This window comes from Streptomyces sp. NBC_00442, assembly GCF_036014195.1.
Taxonomy (GTDB): domain Bacteria; phylum Actinomycetota; class Actinomycetes; order Streptomycetales; family Streptomycetaceae; genus Streptomyces.
On the sequence record NZ_CP107918.1, the window covers coordinates 2,801,602 to 2,817,795 of the forward strand.

Genomic DNA, 16,194 nt, shown 5'->3' on the forward strand with positions numbered 1-16,194 from the left:
TTACTTCTCGGCGTGCCTCTCAGCGGGCTTCTCAGCGGGCTTCTCGGTCGGCGCGCTGCGGACGCCCGTCCCGGGGTCGGCGCCCGCCCCGGCCCGGGACCTTCCCGCGTCCCGGGGTGCGGCGGCCCTGACCCCGCCCACCTGGCCGGACAGCCAGCGGAACACGCGCGGCACCAGCGGCTTCCACACCACGTTCAGATGGCCCCCGCCGGTCTTGCGCACCCACACCTCGGTGGGCGGCTTGGCGGCGGCGTGCAGCGCGAGCCCGTCCTCGTAGCCGTCGCCCGGCTGGCCGGTGAGGTAGAGGGAGGTGCGCGGCGCGCGGCCGGCGTGGGTGAGCAGCCACAGCGGGTCGCTCGTGCGCCGCAGCACCGGATCGCCGGCGGTGATCGAGTCGGGCTCGGCGGCCGGGTCGTTGTAGCCGGACAGCGCGACGCCAGCGCGGTAGCGGTCGGGGTGCTCGACGGCGAGTTTGGCCGCGCAGTGCGCGCCGGCCGATATCCCGGCGACGGCCCAGCCGTCGGCTCCGGTGACGGCACGGAAGGTGTCGGTGACCATTTTGCGGACGTCCACGCTCAGCCAGGTGTCGGCGTTGACGACACCCGGCACGTTGGCGCAGCCGGTGTCCTGCCCCCCGGCGAGCAGCGCGGTGCGCGGCGCGACCAGAATGAACGGCTTGACCTCACCGTCCGCCATCAGCGGTCGGAGCTGCTCGGCGACATCGAGATTGGTGAACCAGTCCCGGGCCGAACCGGGATGACCGGGCAGCAGCTCGGCCACGGGGAAGTCCTTGTTCCGGTACGCCGGGTCGTCGTACTGCGGCGGCAGCCACACGTACACCTCGCCTTCCGCCCCGGAGACCCGGCCGGTCAGCCGCGTGACCTGGACACCCGGCCCCATGTCCGGGTCGCCGGCCGGCGCGAAGGCCTGCTTGACGCGGGGCTCCTGGGCGATGCGCCGCCCGCCGGTGCCGTCGGCGCCGAGATTGGGGGCGGCGGCGACATGGCTGTCGGTGCCGAGCAGGTCGCCCCATGTGTCGTAGAGGCCGTTGGCGTTGTTGACGGCGACGAACACCACGAGGACCGCCGTCGCCTGGGCGACGACCACCATGAAGAGCCGGACGGCTCCGCGCACCACGACCGGCCCGCCGACCCGGTGCCACATGAGCAGCGGCACCAGCACGGCGAGCGCGGCCACCACGATCGTGGTGACGAAGAAGGGCGTTCCGGTCAGGCTCATCACGTCCGGCAAGAGTGACATGAGCGCGCCCGGGTTGCCGGTTTTGCCATGGTTTTACGCGGGTGAACCGCAGGCTCCGATCGGCCGATCAGCCGGTCAGACCAGTCGTCGTGCCGTCGCCCACCGGGTCAGCTCGTGGCGGTTGGAGAGCTGGAGCTTGCGCAGCACCGCCGAGACGTGCGACTCGACCGTCTTGACGGAGATGAACAGCTGCTTGGCGATCTCCTTGTAGGCGTATCCGCGGGCGATCAGGCGCAGCACCTCGCGCTCGCGCTGAGTGAGGCGGTCCATGTCCTCGTCGGCCGGTGGCGCGTCCGTGGAGGCGAACGCGTCCAGGACGAAGCCCGCCAGGCGCGGCGAGAACACCGCGTCGCCGTCCTGCACGCGGAAGATCGAATCCACGAGGTCGGCGCCGGTGATGGTCTTGGTGACGTAGCCGCGGGCGCCGCCGCGGATCACCCCGATCACGTCCTCCGCCGCGTCCGAGACGGACAGGGCGAGGAAGCGCACCGGGTTCTCGGCGTCGGCCATCATCGCCGCCGAGCGGCGCAGCACCTCGACGCCGCCGCCGCCGGGCAGATGGACGTCGAGCAGCACGACCTCGGGGCGGGTCGCGGTGATGACCGTGACCGCCTGGTCGACGTCGGCGGCCTCGCCGACCACCTCGACGCCCGTGGTCGCGGTCTGGCCGATCTCCGCCTGGACCCCGGTGCGGAACATCCGGTGGTCGTCGACGAGGACCACCCTGACGTGGCGGCCTGTCGTTTCCTCGGTCATCCCTGTGCCCTCTCCATCTCCAACTCGACCTCCGTGCCCCCGCCGGGCACCGAACGCAGCCTGGCCGTACCGCCGTTGCGCTGCATCCGGCCGATGATTGATTCTCGTACGCCCATCCGGTCGCCGGGCACCGCGTCCAGGTCGAATCCGGGTCCCCGGTCGCGCACCGAGACGAAGACCGTGCGGCCCTCGACCTCCGCGTACACCTGGACGGCGCCTCCCTCGCCACCGTACTTGGCCGCGTTCACCATGGCCTCGCGTGCGGCCTGCATCTGTGCGGACAGGCCGTCGTCCAGCGGGCAGTCGCCGACGACGACCACCTCGATGGGCACGCCGTGCTTGTCCTCGACCTCGGCCGCCGCCTTCTTCACGGCCTCGGCGAGCGTCTGGGGCTCCTCCTCCTTGTCCTTGCCGGTGCCCTCCGGCTTGTAGAGCCAGGCCCGCAACTCCCGCTCCTGGGCGCGGGCCAGGCGCCGCACCTCTCCGACGTTCTCCGCGTTGCGCTGGATCAGGGTCAGGGTGTGCAGCACCGAGTCGTGCACGTGGGCGGCGACTTCGGCCCGCTCCTGGGCCCGGATGCGCATGAGGCGTTCCTCGGACAGGTCCTGAGTCATGCGCACCAGGTAGGGCCCGGCGAGCAGCGCGATGCCGGCGAGGACGGCTATCGCCGCGGTCAGGACGTTGCCGAGCTGGGCGGCCGAGCCGTTGACCACGACGAAGCCGGTCAGGCCCGTGCCCACCAGGGCGACCCCGGCGAGCCCCCGGGCCACCGGGAGCCACCGGCTGCGGCGGGCGCCCTCGGTCCAGCGGGCCCGGCGCGCGTTGTCGGCCTGGCGCCACACCAGGATCACGCCGACGCCGATGAGGAGGCTGGGCAGGACGTACGGGTTGGCCCAGCCGCCCACGTCCACCTTGGAGGCGAAGATCGTGGCGCCGAAGACCAGCGCGATCAGCGCGACGATCTGCCCCTTGTCGGGCTTGCGCAGTCTGCGCCGGCCGTCCGCGCTCACCTCGAACGCGGAGCGCTGCCCGGTCGTGGTGCCGCCGAGCCCCAGCGGCACCACGAACCAGAACGCCGCGTACAGGAGCGCCCCGAGGCCGTTGACCGACAGCAGCCCGAGGAAGACGATCCGCACCCACACCACCGGAAGGCCGAGGTGCCCTGCGAGCCCGCGCGCGACGCCGCCGAGCATCCGCCCCTCGGCGGAGCGGTACAGCTTGCGGACCGGCGCTTCGTCGGCCTCGGGCGGCGACGACAGGCGGGGGGTGGCGACTGGCATGCCCCGATCGTCACACGGCCACGGCCACCGGAGCATCAGGGTTGGCCCCCAGGCTTCCCTGAGGCCGGCCCCCGCACGAGGGGGAGGCCACCTCCCCCTCCCGGGGGACACCCTCTCCCCCGGGGGCCGGCCTCAGCCGCGGGCCGGCCCGACCCGTCGCGGGCCGGTCTCTCCCCTCCCGGGCCGGCCTCTCCCCTCGGGGGCGAAATCAGGGTGAGGCCAGGGTCGGGGCGGGTGCCGTGTGCCGCGCGGGGCCGTCACCATGTACGTATGAGCACGCCGACCGAGGTGTCCGTATGAGCACGCCGACCGAGACGCCCCCCGCGCCGCCCGACCCGGCCCCCGCGCCCCCGCAGCTGCGCCGCAGCAGCCGCAACAAGGTCATCGGCGGCGTCTGCGGCGGGCTCGGCCGGTCCTGCGACCTCGACCCGGTGATCTTCCGCATCGCGCTCGGCGTGCTCGCGGCCACGGGGGGCCTCGGCCTGGTCCTGTACGGATTCGCCTGGCTGCTGCTGCCGCTCGACGGCGAGGACGAGAACGAGGCCCGGCGCCTGCTCACCGGCCGCGTCGAGGGCGCGGCGCTCGTCGCCGTCCTGATGGCCCTGGCCGGCTGCGGGATCTTCCTGACGATGCTGAGGAACGGCCCGGTGATGACGTTCGCCGTGCTGCTCGTCCTGCTCACCGCGGGCGCGGGCGTCTGGTCGCAGCGCCGCTCCGCGGCCCCGGCGGACACCCCGCTCGACCCGGTCGCCGCCCAGGCCGCGGCGGACGCGCCGCCCGAGACGAAGGCTCCGCCCGCGCCGTCCCCGCCGTCCTGGTGGCGGGACCCGATCATCAAGGACGGCACCACGGGGCCGGTCGCCACGGGCTACCTGTGGGGCCCGGCGGACACGTTCGCGGTGCCGGCCCCCAAGGCCGGCAAGGCCGCGAAGGCGGCTGTCCGCGCCGGCCGCGGACCGCGCCCCATCGGCGGCCTCCTCTTCCTCGCGGCGCTGCTCGCCTTCGGCGCGGGCCTCGGCGCCCGTTGGGGCCACCAGCCGCTCGGCACCGGCCTCCAGACCGGGTTCGCGGCCGCGCTCGCCGTGTTCGGGCTCGGCCTGCTCCTCAGCTCGTTCCTCGGCCGTACGGGCTTCGGCACCCTGTTCCTCGCGGTGCTCACGGCCGCCCTGCTCGCCGGCTCCGCCGCGCTCCCCAAGACCATCGACGCGCACTGGGTGCGCACCGGGTGGGCGCCGGCCGCGATCGGCGAGGTGCGGCCCGAGTACCGCCTCGGCACCGGCGTCGCCACCCTCGACCTGAGCCGGATCGCCGTGCCCGCGGGCCGGACGCTCACGACCCGCGCCGAGGTCGGCGCCGGCCGCGCCAAGGTCGTCGTACCGAAGGACGTGACCGTGAAGGTGACCTTCGACCTGGGCCTCGCCGACATCCGGCTGCCCGGCGAGAAACCGGACGACCTGCGGGTCTCGGCGGACGACAAGCGCACGACGACGCTGGCACCGCCGGCCGGCGCCGCGGCCGCCGGCACCCTGGATCTGCATCTCGCGGTCGCCGTCGGCCAGGCGGAGGTGGACCGTGCAGCGTCATGAGTTCCGCCCCGGCCGGGTCGTCGCAGGGCTCGCCCTGATCGCCACCGCCGTGCTGTTCGCCGGGGACGCGGCGGGCCGGTGGAACACACCGTCGCCGGTGGTGATCCCGTTGATCTGCGGCGGGCTCGGGATCGCGTCGCTGGTGAGCTGGGTGGACTACGGGTTCCGGCGGCGCCGTCTGGCGAGGAAGGCGTCGGCGGACAGCAAGGGTGTCCCGGCCAGCACCAGCGGCAGCCAGGCCATCAAGTAGGCCAGGTCGTTGCCGTAGTAGTACGGGGTCGTCTGCCAGCTCACCGTCAGCCACAGGGAGAGCGAGATGAGGGCCCCGCCCAGCGCGGCGAGCCGCCCGAACAGGCCGAGCAGCGTGCCGATGCCGACGGCCAGCTCGCCCAGCGCGATGGCGTACCCGAAGCCGACCGGGCTCTTGAGGGCGAGGTCGACGAGCGCGGGGATCGCCGAGCTGTCCCGCACCCCGTGCATCAGCTCGCCGATGGAGCCGGTCCCGCTCGCGTGCAGGAACGCGCTGTCCGTGAGCTTGTCGAGGCCGGCGTAGATGAACGTCACCCCGAGGAAGACGCGCAGCGGCACCAGCGCATACGTGCGGGCCGTCGCTCGCCACCCCTGGGCCCGGTCCGCCCCGGTCCGCACCCCGGTCGCATGTCCATGAGCCATGGCTGATCCCGCCTCCATCCGATTCACCTGTCACCAGACGATACGGACGGGGGGAACGCGTGTCTCAATCCCGCACCGGTAGCCTCCCGCGCGCCGCGGCGCGGGGCCGGGGCGGACCGTGGCAGGAGCGGCGCCGGGCAGGGCCGGGCCGCTATTCCGCGACCTCCACCAGCACCCCGTTCGTCTCCACTCCCGCGGCCGTCACCACCCGCACCTCCACCCGCCCCGCCTCGACGTCCACCGGCACGGGCACGGTCAGCAGGGTGTCCGTCGGGTTGGCGAAGCCGCCGGGGACCGGGATCAGCGGGACGTGGACGTGGACGGCGCCGATGCGCACCACCATCCGCGCGAGCCGGTCCGGGGTGCCGGCGCCCGGCGGCACGAAGCCCACGCCCCGGATCTCGATGTCGTCCCCGGTCCTGATGGGCGCGTCCAGATCGCCCGCCTCCCGGGCCCGTACGACGGACAGGACCACCGGGCGGCCGCCCTCCGCGTACTTCGCGGCGAGGTACGTCGCGGCCGAGACCACGACGAGAACCGCCAACCCCCAGGGCAGGTCCGGGAGTTGCTCGGGCCGACGTGTCAGGCGTACGACCGCGAAGAGGAGCGCGACCAGGCTCACCGCCACGTACTGGGCGTCCGCGAGGCTGCCCCTGCCCGCGTCGTCGGCCAGGAGGTCGGCGCCGCGCGGGCGGTCGGCCCGCACCTTCTGGAGGCGCTGCCCGTGGATGCGCACGGTCACGACCCGGCGGACGAGGACCGCGATCGACGAGGTGAGGAAGACGACGGTCAACAGGCCGCCGCAGCGCGCCAGTTCGAGACCGTGCAGAACCCTGGCGCGCTCGGCGGCCTCCGATGCGGCGGCCAGCCGCAGGGCGAGGACCAGCGTCGTGAAGAGCGCGAGCAGGACCCAGGCCGCGGCGACCGCGCGCGAGGTGGAAAGGCGGTTGTCCTCCCCGAGCACCGGGGCGAGCAGGCCGCCGCCCGAGCGGTACAGGTGGGCCGTGACCGTCAGGAGCACGGCGACGGCGAGGGCCGCCAGGAGCCCGGCGGTGCGGGCCGGCGTCCATCCCGCTCCGACGGCGGTGGACGCCTCGGCGAGGGCGAGGGCGACCACGCCGCCCCAGACCGTCGCGAGGGTGGCCCGCCACACGCGGTCCGGCCAGCTCAATCCGGCTTCGCGGCCGCGTTCGGCGACCGCTCGGGCGGACTGGGTCAACTCGTCGGACACCCACTGCCGCGAGGCCCCGGCGGAATGGGCGAGGGCGGCGGGCAGCCCCTCTCCGGCGGCGAGCCCGTCCCGCTGGGCGAGGAACGCCGCCACCGCGCGCCGGTGCCCGTCCCGCGCGCCGTGCACGCAGTCACCGCCGCATTGCCGAGCCTCCTGGACCGCCACTTCGGGACTCCGCCTTCCGTCAAACCCCTTGGACCGTGGGAGGAATTGTCGCGCACGAATCCGGCCCGGATGCGGGCACTGCCCGGTCCTGAGGGTGATTGGCTAACCATCAAATTGACGTACTACGACACGAGTTCGGTACGGCACGCGAGGGCCGGCACGCTCGACGGCCCTCGGAACCACCTCCCCCGGGTGAGGCGTGTGCGAAGGAGGAGGCCGGTGACGCTTCATGACGGTGTGGCACCGACCCTGCCGTTTTAACCCATCCGGGTGGTTGAATAGCGCACATCACGTCACGTGACTTGACAAATCAGACACTGGAAAGGTTTCACATCATGACCACTCCGCCCACACCCAGCGTCCTCACCCTGACCAAGGAGCACGGCGCCGCCGACCTCGACGGTGTGACGAAGATGGGCATCGGCGCTTCCTGGGACACCACCTCCGGCGGGAGCGGCGCACTGCTGGGCGCCCTGCGCAAGGCGCGCGGCACCGACCTGGATGTGTTCGCCATCCTCATGAACGGCAAGGACCCGGTCCGTTTCGCCGGCCTGGACGTGACCGACCCCCTGCAGAACGGCGCCGTGACGTCCACCGGTGACAACCAGACCGGGCGCGGGGACGGCGACGACGAACTGATCGAGGTCACCTTCGACCGGGTGCCGCCCCAGGTCACCAGCATCGTGTTCATCTGCGCCGCCTACAAGAAGGGCAGCGACTTCCGGAAGGCCGCGAACGTGTCCTTCAAGGTCTACGACAGCACCGGCGGCACCACCCAGCAGGTCGCCGACATATGGCCCTCGCTCCTGGGCAACGGAAACGCCATCGCCGTCGCCAAGGCCTACCGCGTGGGTGCGTCCTGGAAGCTGGAAGTCATCAACACGCGCGGCACGGTCAAGCAGGGCGACCAGGACAGCCTGCTGCGGTTCGCGGTCAACAAGTAACCGTCGACGCATGACGGTCAACACGTGACGGGCGCCAAGTGGCGGTCACCCGGCAACGGCGCCTCGGCGGCCCGCCGTTGGGGGCCTTCCGGGGCGGCCGGTGCACAGATCTTCTCGTCTTCGCCGGCTCGTGCGATCGTGACCTGACGACATGTCAGACGCATGTCGGACACCGGACTCTGCGAGTGGGAGGTCACCGACGTGGCGCAGGACTGGACGGCGGTCTATCTGGCGCACCGGGAGACGTACGCCGCGTTCTTGACCGCGACGGACATGGAGGCCCGGGTGTCGTGGCATCGCTGGCGCGGCGAGTACGAGGACCGGCAGCAGGCGCTCGCCGCCACCGATGCCGCCTTCTCGACGACGCAGGCCGCCTTCAACATGATCGACCTGGAGGCCGTGGGCGCGGCCGCGGAGGCCGCGGCGCTCGTGGCGGCGATCCGGGCGATGCACGAGGCCGACGAGGAGCCCGCCGGCGTCTGGGAGGAATTCACCAGGCTGCGCACGGAGTTCGTCGCGGCGGCACGCGAACACCTCAAGGCCCATTGAGCCCGGTACGTCCATGGCGTCGCCCCTCGCGAGGGGCGACGCCATGGGCCGAGCGGTGGAGCTACTTCCCGTGCCGGGTCTCCCCGTGCCGGGTCACTCCCATTCGATCGTCCCCGGCGGCTTGCTCGTCACGTCGAGCACGACGCGGTTGACGTCGGCGACCTCGTTGGTGATGCGGGTGGAGATCTTCGCGAGCACGTCGTACGGCATCCGCGTCCAGTCCGCCGTCATGGCGTCCTCGGAGGAGACCGGGCGCAGCACGATCGGGTGGCCGTAGGTGCGGCCGTCGCCCTGGACGCCCACCGAGCGCACATCGGCGAGCAGCACGACCGGGCACTGCCAGATCTCGCGGTCGAGCCCGGCCGCGGTCAGCTCCTCGCGGGCGATCGCGTCGGCCTCGCGCAGCAGGTCCAGGCGCTCCTTGGTGACCTCGCCGACGATGCGGATGCCGAGGCCGGGGCCGGGGAACGGCTGGCGCTGGACGATCTCGTCGGGCAGGCCGAGCTCCTGGCCGACCATGCGGACCTCGTCCTTGAACAGCTTGCGCAGCGGCTCGACGAGCTCGAACTCGATGTCGTCGGGCAGGCCGCCCACGTTGTGGTGCGACTTGATGTTCGCGGTGCCGGTGCCGCCGCCGGACTCGACGACGTCCGGGTAGAGCGTGCCCTGCACGAGGAAGGCGACCTCGGGGCCGTCCTCCTGGAGGATCTCCAGCTGGGCCTGCTCGAAGACGCGGATGAACTCGCGCCCGATGATCTTGCGCTTCTCCTCGGGATCGCTGACCCCGGCCAGCGCGTCGAGGAACCGCTCCTGCGCGTCGACGACCTTCAGGTTCGCACCGGTCGCGGCGACGAAGTCCTTCTCGACCTGCTCGGTCTCGCCCTTGCGCATCAGGCCGTGGTCGACGTACACGCAGGTCAGCTGGGAGCCGATGGCCTTCTGCACGAGGGCCGCGGCGACCGCGGAGTCCACGCCGCCGGACAGGCCGCAGATGGCGCGCTTGGTGCCGACCTGCTCGCGGATGAGGGCGACCTGCTCCTCGACGACGTTGTGCGTCGTCCACGTCGGCTCGATGCCCGCGCCGCGGTAGAGGAAGTGCTCAAGGATCTGCTGGCCGTGCGTGGAGTGCAGCACCTCGGGGTGGTACTGGACGCCGTACAGCTTCTTCTCGTCGTTCTCGAAGGCCGCGACGGGCACGACGTCCGTGGAGGCCGTCACCGTGAAGCCCTCGGGGGCCGCCGAGCAGGCATCGCCGTGCGACATCCACACCGACTGCTCGGCCGGGGTGCCCTCGAAGAGGGTGGAGCCCATCTTGGAGACGGTCAGCGGCGTGCGGCCGTACTCGCGGGCGCCGTTGTCGTCGACCGTGCCGCCGAGCGTGGTCGCCATCAGCTGGAAGCCGTAGCACATGCCGAAGACCGGCACCCCGGCCTCGAAGATCGCGCGGTCCAGGCGCGGGGCGCCCTCGGCGTACACGGAGGACGGGCCGCCGGAGAGGATGATCGCCTTGGGGTTCTTGGCCAGCATCTCGGCCACGGGCATGCTGCTCGGGACGATCTCGCTGTATACCCGGGCCTCGCGGACGCGGCGGGCGATGAGCTGGGCGTACTGCGCGCCGAAGTCGACGACCAGGACGACGTCCGGGTTGTTGTCGGGCGCGGCTGCGGAGGGTGCTGCTGGCACGGGTGGCGGCCTTCCGGCGGTGGGAGGGGGTCGATGTTTGTCGATTCTACCGGGGCGGGCGGTGGCCGGTTCGTCTCACCATCCGAACCCGGATTGGTCCCCGCTGCGGGCGCCGGTCCATACTGTGCGCATGCGCGAGCACCAGACCTTCGTCTTTACCTATGGCACCCGGCCCGCCGGGCGCCATGGGTTCGTGGGTTTCGCCGCTTGAGCGACTGACACACACTTCCCAGAGCGCCCCGGGCCGACAAGGCCCGGGGCGCTCTGCGGTTTCCGGTCCTTGCCGATCCGGGGCGCCGCATCCCTCACCAGGAGCCCCCCATGAGCAGCACGACCGTCACCGGCACGACCCTCGCCGGCGCGCCCCTCACCGGCCCGGACGTCGCCGAGAGGACCGGCGCGCGCACCGACGAGGCCGCCGCGGTGATCACCGGCGCACGCGAGCGCATCGACGCGCTCGACGACCGCATCATCGGCCTGATCCAGGAACGCATGGCCGTGTCCGCCGTCATCCAGGAATCCCGCATCGCCTCCGGCGGCCGCCGGGTCAACCTCAACCGCGAGATGGAGGTCCTGGCCCACTTCCGCGACGCCCTCGGCAAGCCCGGCACCGCCCTCGCGATGACGATGCTGGAGCTGTGCCGGGGCCGTATCTGAGTTCGGGCGCTCCTCACCCGTACGGCGCCGTGACCGTCCCCGGCCCGGCTTCGTTGGTGGGGTGTCCGCGCCAGCCAGGGGCGGGCCCGAAGAAACCACGCGTGGCTCCGCTGGGGCGTGTGACGTATCTGCAAGTACGTCGTGGGACCTCGCCCCAGTGTGCGTGACCGGACGGCAGGGGACAGCAGCCCGGTCACACCCAAGAGCGGTCGGTTCCGGGGACGCCCGGAACCGACCGCATCCGGTCGGACGACCGCCCAGGTCGCGACCCTTCTCCTTGCTTCACTTCACCTTTCACCCACGGCAGTTGTGCCGTGTTCCCTCACACTCAGGTGCGGCTGACGACGCCGCATCCCTTCTGGCGCTCCGCGTCCAGCTGCTTGCTGCGGTCGTACGGGTCGACGGCGGAGCCGCTCGGCGAGGGGCCCGCGGGCGCGTCGCCGAACTGGGGATGCACGTATCCGTCGTAGACGTCGCACGCCGAGTTGGCGATGTTCTCGTCGTACGCGCCGATCCAGAGCCTGCCGCCGGTGGAGGCCTCGCCGGCCGGTCGTGCGACCTCGACGTCCAGGATCCGGCGCACGATCGTGCGGGCCACCTCCGTCGAGCCGGGCGCCGTCTTCGCCAGCGGATAGACGAAGGTGTAGTCGGCGTGCACGAGGACTCCCCCGCCGGACTTGGCGCTGAACGTCATGCGGCCCCGGGTCTTGACCACGCTCCCCACCAGCGCGACCTCCTTGGGGTCGAACCGCGTGAAGAAGGTCAGCGGGTCGTGGCCCTTGTCCGGCTCGGCCAGCGCGGTGGTGAGGTGGCCCAGGAAGTCCTTCTCCCGCGGGTCGATCAGCGCGAGCGCCGCCTCGGGACGGCCGCCGGCCAGGGTCACCGGGTTCAGGTCGGCGTCGATCAGCAGGGCGCGCGTATCGGCGAGGGCCGCGGCCACTCGCTCCTTGGAGAGTCCCCCGACCGCGGTGGCCCCGGGCACCTCGATGCCGGCGGCGCCGTCCGCGTACTGCGCCGCGGGAGAGCCGCGGAACGGCTCCTTGAGAGTGGGCTCGTCCGGGTCGAAGGAGGGCGGGGCGCCGGTGGGGGCCGCGGTCTCCGCCGGGAGCGGGGTGGCGGCCGTGGCCGTGTCGTCACCGCTGTCGTCACCGGTCAGCACGGACAGGGCGCGGGCGGGGTTGAGCGCGACCAGCAGGAGGCCCGCACACAGGAGGATGCCCAGCACGCCCCACGTGCGGCGCCTGCGCCCGGCCCGGCCGTCCATCTCCTGCCACGCGGGCCCGGACCGCCAGCCCTGGGGCTCGGCGGGCCGCCGCTTGCCCTTGCCGCCGCGGCCCCGGCCTGCGGCCTCGGCGGCCTCCCGCTCCTTGCGCAGCCGGTCGGTCACCAGCCGGGCGCGCGCCGAGGGCTCCTTGGGCGCCGCTGACGCCTTGATGTCCAGCTCGCTGTCGCGGACGAACCGCTCCCAGACCTCGTCCGGCACCGCGTCGTCGCCCGACGTCCCTCCCGAGGCCGGCTGCTTCTCGCTCACGTGAATCCCCTTGACGTGTCCTGGGCGGCACGGGCGGCCGCGGCAGCCGTTCGACAGGCGGAACAGCGCGATAGTTGCCCCGCCGGCGAAGTGGCGTGGATCACATAAGGATTTCGTGAAGACGGACAACCATTCACGTGAGTCGCAGGTCATGCAGACGGAACCAACAGCCTCGCCCGTGCTCTGTTCACGCCTGCGGGGCTCCACCAGGTCTCCGCGTTCGCGAGAGGCGCTGCACTCGGAGGGGGGTGCAGCGCCTCTCGCGTGTCCGGGTCTGCCGCACGGCAGCGGCGGCCGCCTACGCCTTCGGCTTCGTCGCCGGCCGCGCCCCCTGCGGCTTCGGCGGGACCGGCGGCAGGCCGAGGAACGGCAGCTTCAGCGCACCGAACGCCTCCGCCGGAACCGCCGGCGCCTTCGGCTCGACCGGAGCGAGCCGCACATAGGCCGCACCCTGCGCCGGGCGGGGGTCCTCATCGCCCTTGTTCGGCCACAGCGACATCGCCCGCTCGGCCTGCGCGGTGATCGTCAGGGACGGGTTCACGCCCAGGTTGGCCGAGACGGCCGCGCCGTCGACCACCGAGATCCCCGGGTGCCCGTAGAGCCGGTGGTACGGGTCGATCACGCCGGTCTCGGCCGAGTCGCCGATCGGACAGCCGCCCAGGAAGTGCGCGGTGAGCGGGGTGCCCATGAGCTCGCCGACGTTCGAACCCGCGAAGCCGTTGATCTCCGCCGCGATCGCCGCGGCGCCCTGCGTGGCCGCCCTGATCTGCTTGGGATTGGGCGCGCCGTGCCCCTGCTCCGCGGTCAGCAGGCCCTTGCCGACGCCGTCCCGCTTGAGGTGGGTGGTGAGCGAATTGTCGAGCGACTGCATGACCAGACCGATGATCGTTCGCTCGGACCAGTGGTGGTTGCTGATCGAACGTGCCAGGAGCAGGGGGTGCTTGGCGGCGTTGCCGAGCCAGTTGCGTACCCGGTTGACGCCGTAGGGCACCTGGAGGATCGACATGCCGCCCATCGCGTTCGAGCCCTTGCCGTAGCGGACGGGCTCGATGTGGGTGTTGTCGTCCGGGTGGATCGAGGAGGTGATGGCGACACCCCGGGTGAAGTCCACCTTGGGCACGCCGTGCCGTTTGCGGTAGCGGCGGGGGGTGGTCTGCGCGCCGACGAGCGCCTCCGAGTTGGTGCGGGTCAGCTCGCCCAACCTCTTGGATATGTAGGGGAGTTGCCCGCCCGCCTTCATGCGGTGCAGCAGCGTCTGGGTGCCGTAGGTGCCGGCCGCGACGACGACGTGGCGCGCGGTGAAGAGCCGGCCAGGGGCGTCCTTGCGGTCGGTGGGCAGCGTCGCGACGGCGTGGCCGCCGCGCGAGTCGCCGGTCACCGAGACGACGGTGGTCATGGGGTGGACGACCGCGCCCGCCTTCTCGGCGAGGTAGAGGTAGTTCTCGTTGAGGGTGTTCTTCGCGCCGTGCCGGCACCCCGTCATGCACTCGCCGCACTCGGTGCACGCCTTGCGGGAGGGGCCCGCGCCACCGAAGTACGGGTCGTCGACCGCCGTGCCGGGCCGCGCCTTCGCCGTGCCGTCACCGTCCTGGCCGTCGCCGAAGAAGACCCCGACGGGCGCCATGTGGAAGGTGTCGCCGACGCCCATGCGCTGGGCGGCGGCCTTGAGGTGGACGTCGGAGGGGGTCATCGTCGGGTTGAGGCGCACGCCGAGCATGCGCCGCGCCTGGTCGTAGTAGGGCGCCAGCTCGTCCTGCCAGTCGGTGATGGACTTCCACTGCGGGTCGTCGAAGAACTGTTTCGGCGGCACGTAGAGGGTGTTGGCGTAGTTGAGCGAGCCGCCGCCGACACCGGCGCCGCCGAGCACCATCACGTTGCCGAGCAGGTGGATGCGCTGGATGCCGTACAGGCCGAGCTTCGGCGCCCACAGGTAGTTCTTGATGTCCCAGGAGTTCTTCGGCAGGGTCGCCGCGGTGAAACGCCGGCCCGCTTCGAGCACGCCGACGCGGTACCCCTTCTCCGTGAGCCGCAGCGCCGTCACCGAGCCGCCGAAGCCCGAGCCGACCACGACGACGTCGTAGTCGTACCCGCCGTCCTCGTCCGGATTCTGCGCTGGGGGTACCTGGGACATGGCTCTCCTCGTGCACGGGGTCAAAGTGAACTTGGGCGGGGGCGAGCTTCGAAGAGACGGCCTAGCGCAGGCGCAGCGCCTTCATCGCCTTGAGGCTGAGGGTCATGAAGGCCGCGTACTTCTCGTCGTCCATGCCGAAGGAGGGGGCGAGCGGGATGACGCGCTGCTGGGCGACGGTCTGCGCCTCGGTGTACTTGAGGATGCCCTCGGAGCCGTGGCGGCGGCCGAGCCCCGAGTCCTTCATGCCGCCCATCGGCGACTGGACGCTGCCGTACGCGGGGGCGTACCCCTCGTTGATGTTGACCGTGCCGGTGCTCAGCTTGGCCGCCACCTCGTGGCCGCGGCGCGAATCCTTCGTCCAGACCGAGGAGTTGAGGCCGTACGGCGTGCCGTTGGCCTGCTCGATCACCTCGTCCTCGTCCGTGAAGCGGTAGACGGAGACGACCGGCCCGAAGGTCTCCTCGGTGCACACCGCCATGGGCGCCTCGACGCCGTCCAGGATGGTGGGCTCGTAGAAGAGCGGGCCGATGTCGGGGCGGGCGACGCCGCCGGCGACGAGCGTGGCGCCCTTGGCGACGGCCTCCTCGACGTGCCGGGTGACGGTCTCCAGCTGACGCTCGCCGACCAGCGAGCCCATGTCCGCCCCGTACGCCAGCGACCGGCCGAGCCGCATCGCCTTCGTCCGTGCGGCGAACCGGTCGAGGAACGCGTCGGCGATCGACGCGTGCACGTACAGCCGCTCGATCGAGATGCAGAGCTGTCCGGCCGAGGAGAAGCAGGCGCGCACCGCGCCCGCCGCCGCCTTCTCCACATCGGCGTCGTGCAGCACGAGCATGGCGTTCTTGCCGCCCAACTCCAGCGACACGCCCACCAGTCGGGCCGCCGCGCCCTGGGCGACCTCGCGGCCGGTGCGGGTCGAGCCGGTGAAGGAGACGTAGTCGGCGTGCTTGACCACCTCGGGGCCGACGACGGGACCGTCACCGAGCACGACCTGGAAGACCTCGGCCGGAAGGCCCGCCTCGATCAGCAGGTCGCGCGCCCACAGCGCGGTCAGCGCGGTCTCGGTGTCGGGCTTCATCACGACGGCGTTGCCGGCGACGAACGCGGGCAGCGCGTCGCCCACCGACAGCTCCAGCGGGTAGTTCCAGGGCGCGATCTGCCCGACCACCCCGCGCGGCTGGCGCAGCTCGGTGACCTTGGTCAGGGTAGGCACGACTCCCGTGTGCCGCTTGGGCTTCAGGTAGGCGGGGGCCTTGCGCCCGTAGTGGCGGGCGGCGACGGCGACCGCCTGCACCTCCTCGTGCGCGTGCAGGCGCGCCTTGCCCGTCTCCAGCTGGATCAGGTCGAGCACCTCGGCCTGGCGCGCGAGCACGAGATCGTGGAAGCGCAGCAGCACCGCGGCCCGGGTACGGACCGGTGTCGCGGCCCAGGCGCGCTGCGCCGTGCGGGCGCGGGCGAACGCCTCGGCGACGTCGTCGGGCGTGGACTCGGGCAGGTCGGCGAGCTTCTCCCCGCTGAACGGCGTGTGGTTGGCGGTCCGCCCCGAGCCGACCACACCCCGCGTGAGCTGGGCGACCAGCTGCGCCGTGACGACGTCTGCGGCGGTGCGCGCCCCCGCCGGGGCGGGGGCCACCGGATTGGTACCGGCGGGCGTGAGGGTGGTCGTGGGCGAGGCCTGCGAGTCCGTCATGGGGGGAGCGTATGCCGGGAAGGGCACTTTCGGTACCCGTCGGTAACAGCTTTTCGGGG

At 72.4% G+C, this 16,194-nt stretch carries 13 protein-coding genes; 4 read left to right on the top strand and 9 right to left on the bottom strand.

Annotated elements, in window-relative coordinates:
* The 3 genes from OG432_RS12530 to OG432_RS12540 all read right to left on the bottom strand — a co-directional run bounded on the left by OG432_RS12530 (position 1) and on the right by OG432_RS12540 (position 3,296).
* On the bottom strand, positions 1–1,260 hold the full coding sequence (locus tag OG432_RS12530; protein WP_328310812.1) for an alpha/beta hydrolase: 1,260 nt from the start codon (positions 1,258–1,260) through the stop codon (positions 1–3).
* 75 nt (positions 1,261–1,335) lie between these two features.
* Entirely contained in the window at positions 1,336–2,016 is a 681-nt protein-coding gene (locus OG432_RS12535) for a response regulator transcription factor (RefSeq protein ID WP_328310813.1), read from the bottom strand.
* Positions 2,013–3,296: a PspC domain-containing protein gene (locus OG432_RS12540; RefSeq protein WP_328310815.1), complete on the bottom strand. Its 1,284-nt coding sequence runs from the start codon at positions 3,294–3,296 to the stop codon at positions 2,013–2,015. The genes OG432_RS12535 and OG432_RS12540 overlap by 4 nt, the downstream gene beginning before the upstream one ends.
* A gap of 296 nt (positions 3,297–3,592) precedes the next feature.
* Here OG432_RS12540 and OG432_RS12545 point away from each other — a divergent pair, with 296 nt between their 5' ends.
* Positions 3,593–4,882 (top strand): PspC domain-containing protein, encoded by a 1,290-nt coding sequence (locus tag OG432_RS12545; RefSeq protein WP_328310816.1) that lies wholly within the window; start codon positions 3,593–3,595, stop codon positions 4,880–4,882.
* Positions 4,883–5,038: 156 nt separating this feature from the next.
* On the opposite strand, the gene OG432_RS12550 is transcribed toward OG432_RS12545, so the two are convergent.
* Positions 5,039–5,554 (bottom strand): DoxX family protein, encoded by a 516-nt coding sequence (locus OG432_RS12550; protein WP_328310817.1) that lies wholly within the window; start codon positions 5,552–5,554, stop codon positions 5,039–5,041.
* Positions 5,555–5,705: 151 nt separating this feature from the next.
* The gene (locus OG432_RS12555) at positions 5,706–6,950 is read right to left on the bottom strand and encodes a hypothetical protein (protein ID WP_328310819.1); all 1,245 of its coding nucleotides are present in this window, start codon (positions 6,948–6,950) and stop codon (positions 5,706–5,708) included.
* A gap of 335 nt (positions 6,951–7,285) precedes the next feature.
* On the opposite strand from OG432_RS12555, the gene OG432_RS12560 reads away from it, so the two are divergent.
* Positions 7,286–7,894: a TerD family protein gene (locus tag OG432_RS12560; protein ID WP_328310821.1), complete on the top strand. Its 609-nt coding sequence runs from the start codon at positions 7,286–7,288 to the stop codon at positions 7,892–7,894.
* A gap of 162 nt (positions 7,895–8,056) precedes the next feature.
* Entirely contained in the window at positions 8,057–8,443 is a 387-nt protein-coding gene (locus OG432_RS12565) for a hypothetical protein (RefSeq protein WP_328310823.1), read from the top strand.
* Positions 8,444–8,536: 93 nt separating this feature from the next.
* Here OG432_RS12565 and guaA read toward each other — a convergent pair whose 3' ends face one another.
* Positions 8,537–10,126: a glutamine-hydrolyzing GMP synthase gene (gene guaA, locus OG432_RS12570; RefSeq protein ID WP_328310825.1), complete on the bottom strand. Its 1,590-nt coding sequence runs from the start codon at positions 10,124–10,126 to the stop codon at positions 8,537–8,539.
* A gap of 321 nt (positions 10,127–10,447) precedes the next feature.
* On the opposite strand from guaA, the gene OG432_RS12575 reads away from it, so the two are divergent.
* Positions 10,448–10,783 (top strand): chorismate mutase, encoded by a 336-nt coding sequence (locus OG432_RS12575; RefSeq protein ID WP_328310827.1) that lies wholly within the window; start codon positions 10,448–10,450, stop codon positions 10,781–10,783.
* A gap of 328 nt (positions 10,784–11,111) precedes the next feature.
* Here the strand turns inward: OG432_RS12575 and OG432_RS12580 are convergent, their stop codons facing one another.
* The 3 genes from OG432_RS12580 to OG432_RS12590 all read right to left on the bottom strand — a co-directional run bounded on the left by OG432_RS12580 (position 11,112) and on the right by OG432_RS12590 (position 16,135).
* Entirely contained in the window at positions 11,112–12,314 is a 1,203-nt protein-coding gene (locus OG432_RS12580; RefSeq protein WP_328310829.1) for a hypothetical protein, read from the bottom strand.
* A gap of 298 nt (positions 12,315–12,612) precedes the next feature.
* Positions 12,613–14,445: a GMC family oxidoreductase gene (locus tag OG432_RS12585; protein ID WP_328310831.1), complete on the bottom strand. Its 1,833-nt coding sequence runs from the start codon at positions 14,443–14,445 to the stop codon at positions 12,613–12,615.
* A gap of 61 nt (positions 14,446–14,506) precedes the next feature.
* The gene (locus OG432_RS12590; protein ID WP_328310833.1) at positions 14,507–16,135 is read right to left on the bottom strand and encodes a succinic semialdehyde dehydrogenase; all 1,629 of its coding nucleotides are present in this window, start codon (positions 16,133–16,135) and stop codon (positions 14,507–14,509) included.
* Positions 16,136–16,194 lie beyond the last annotated feature (59 nt).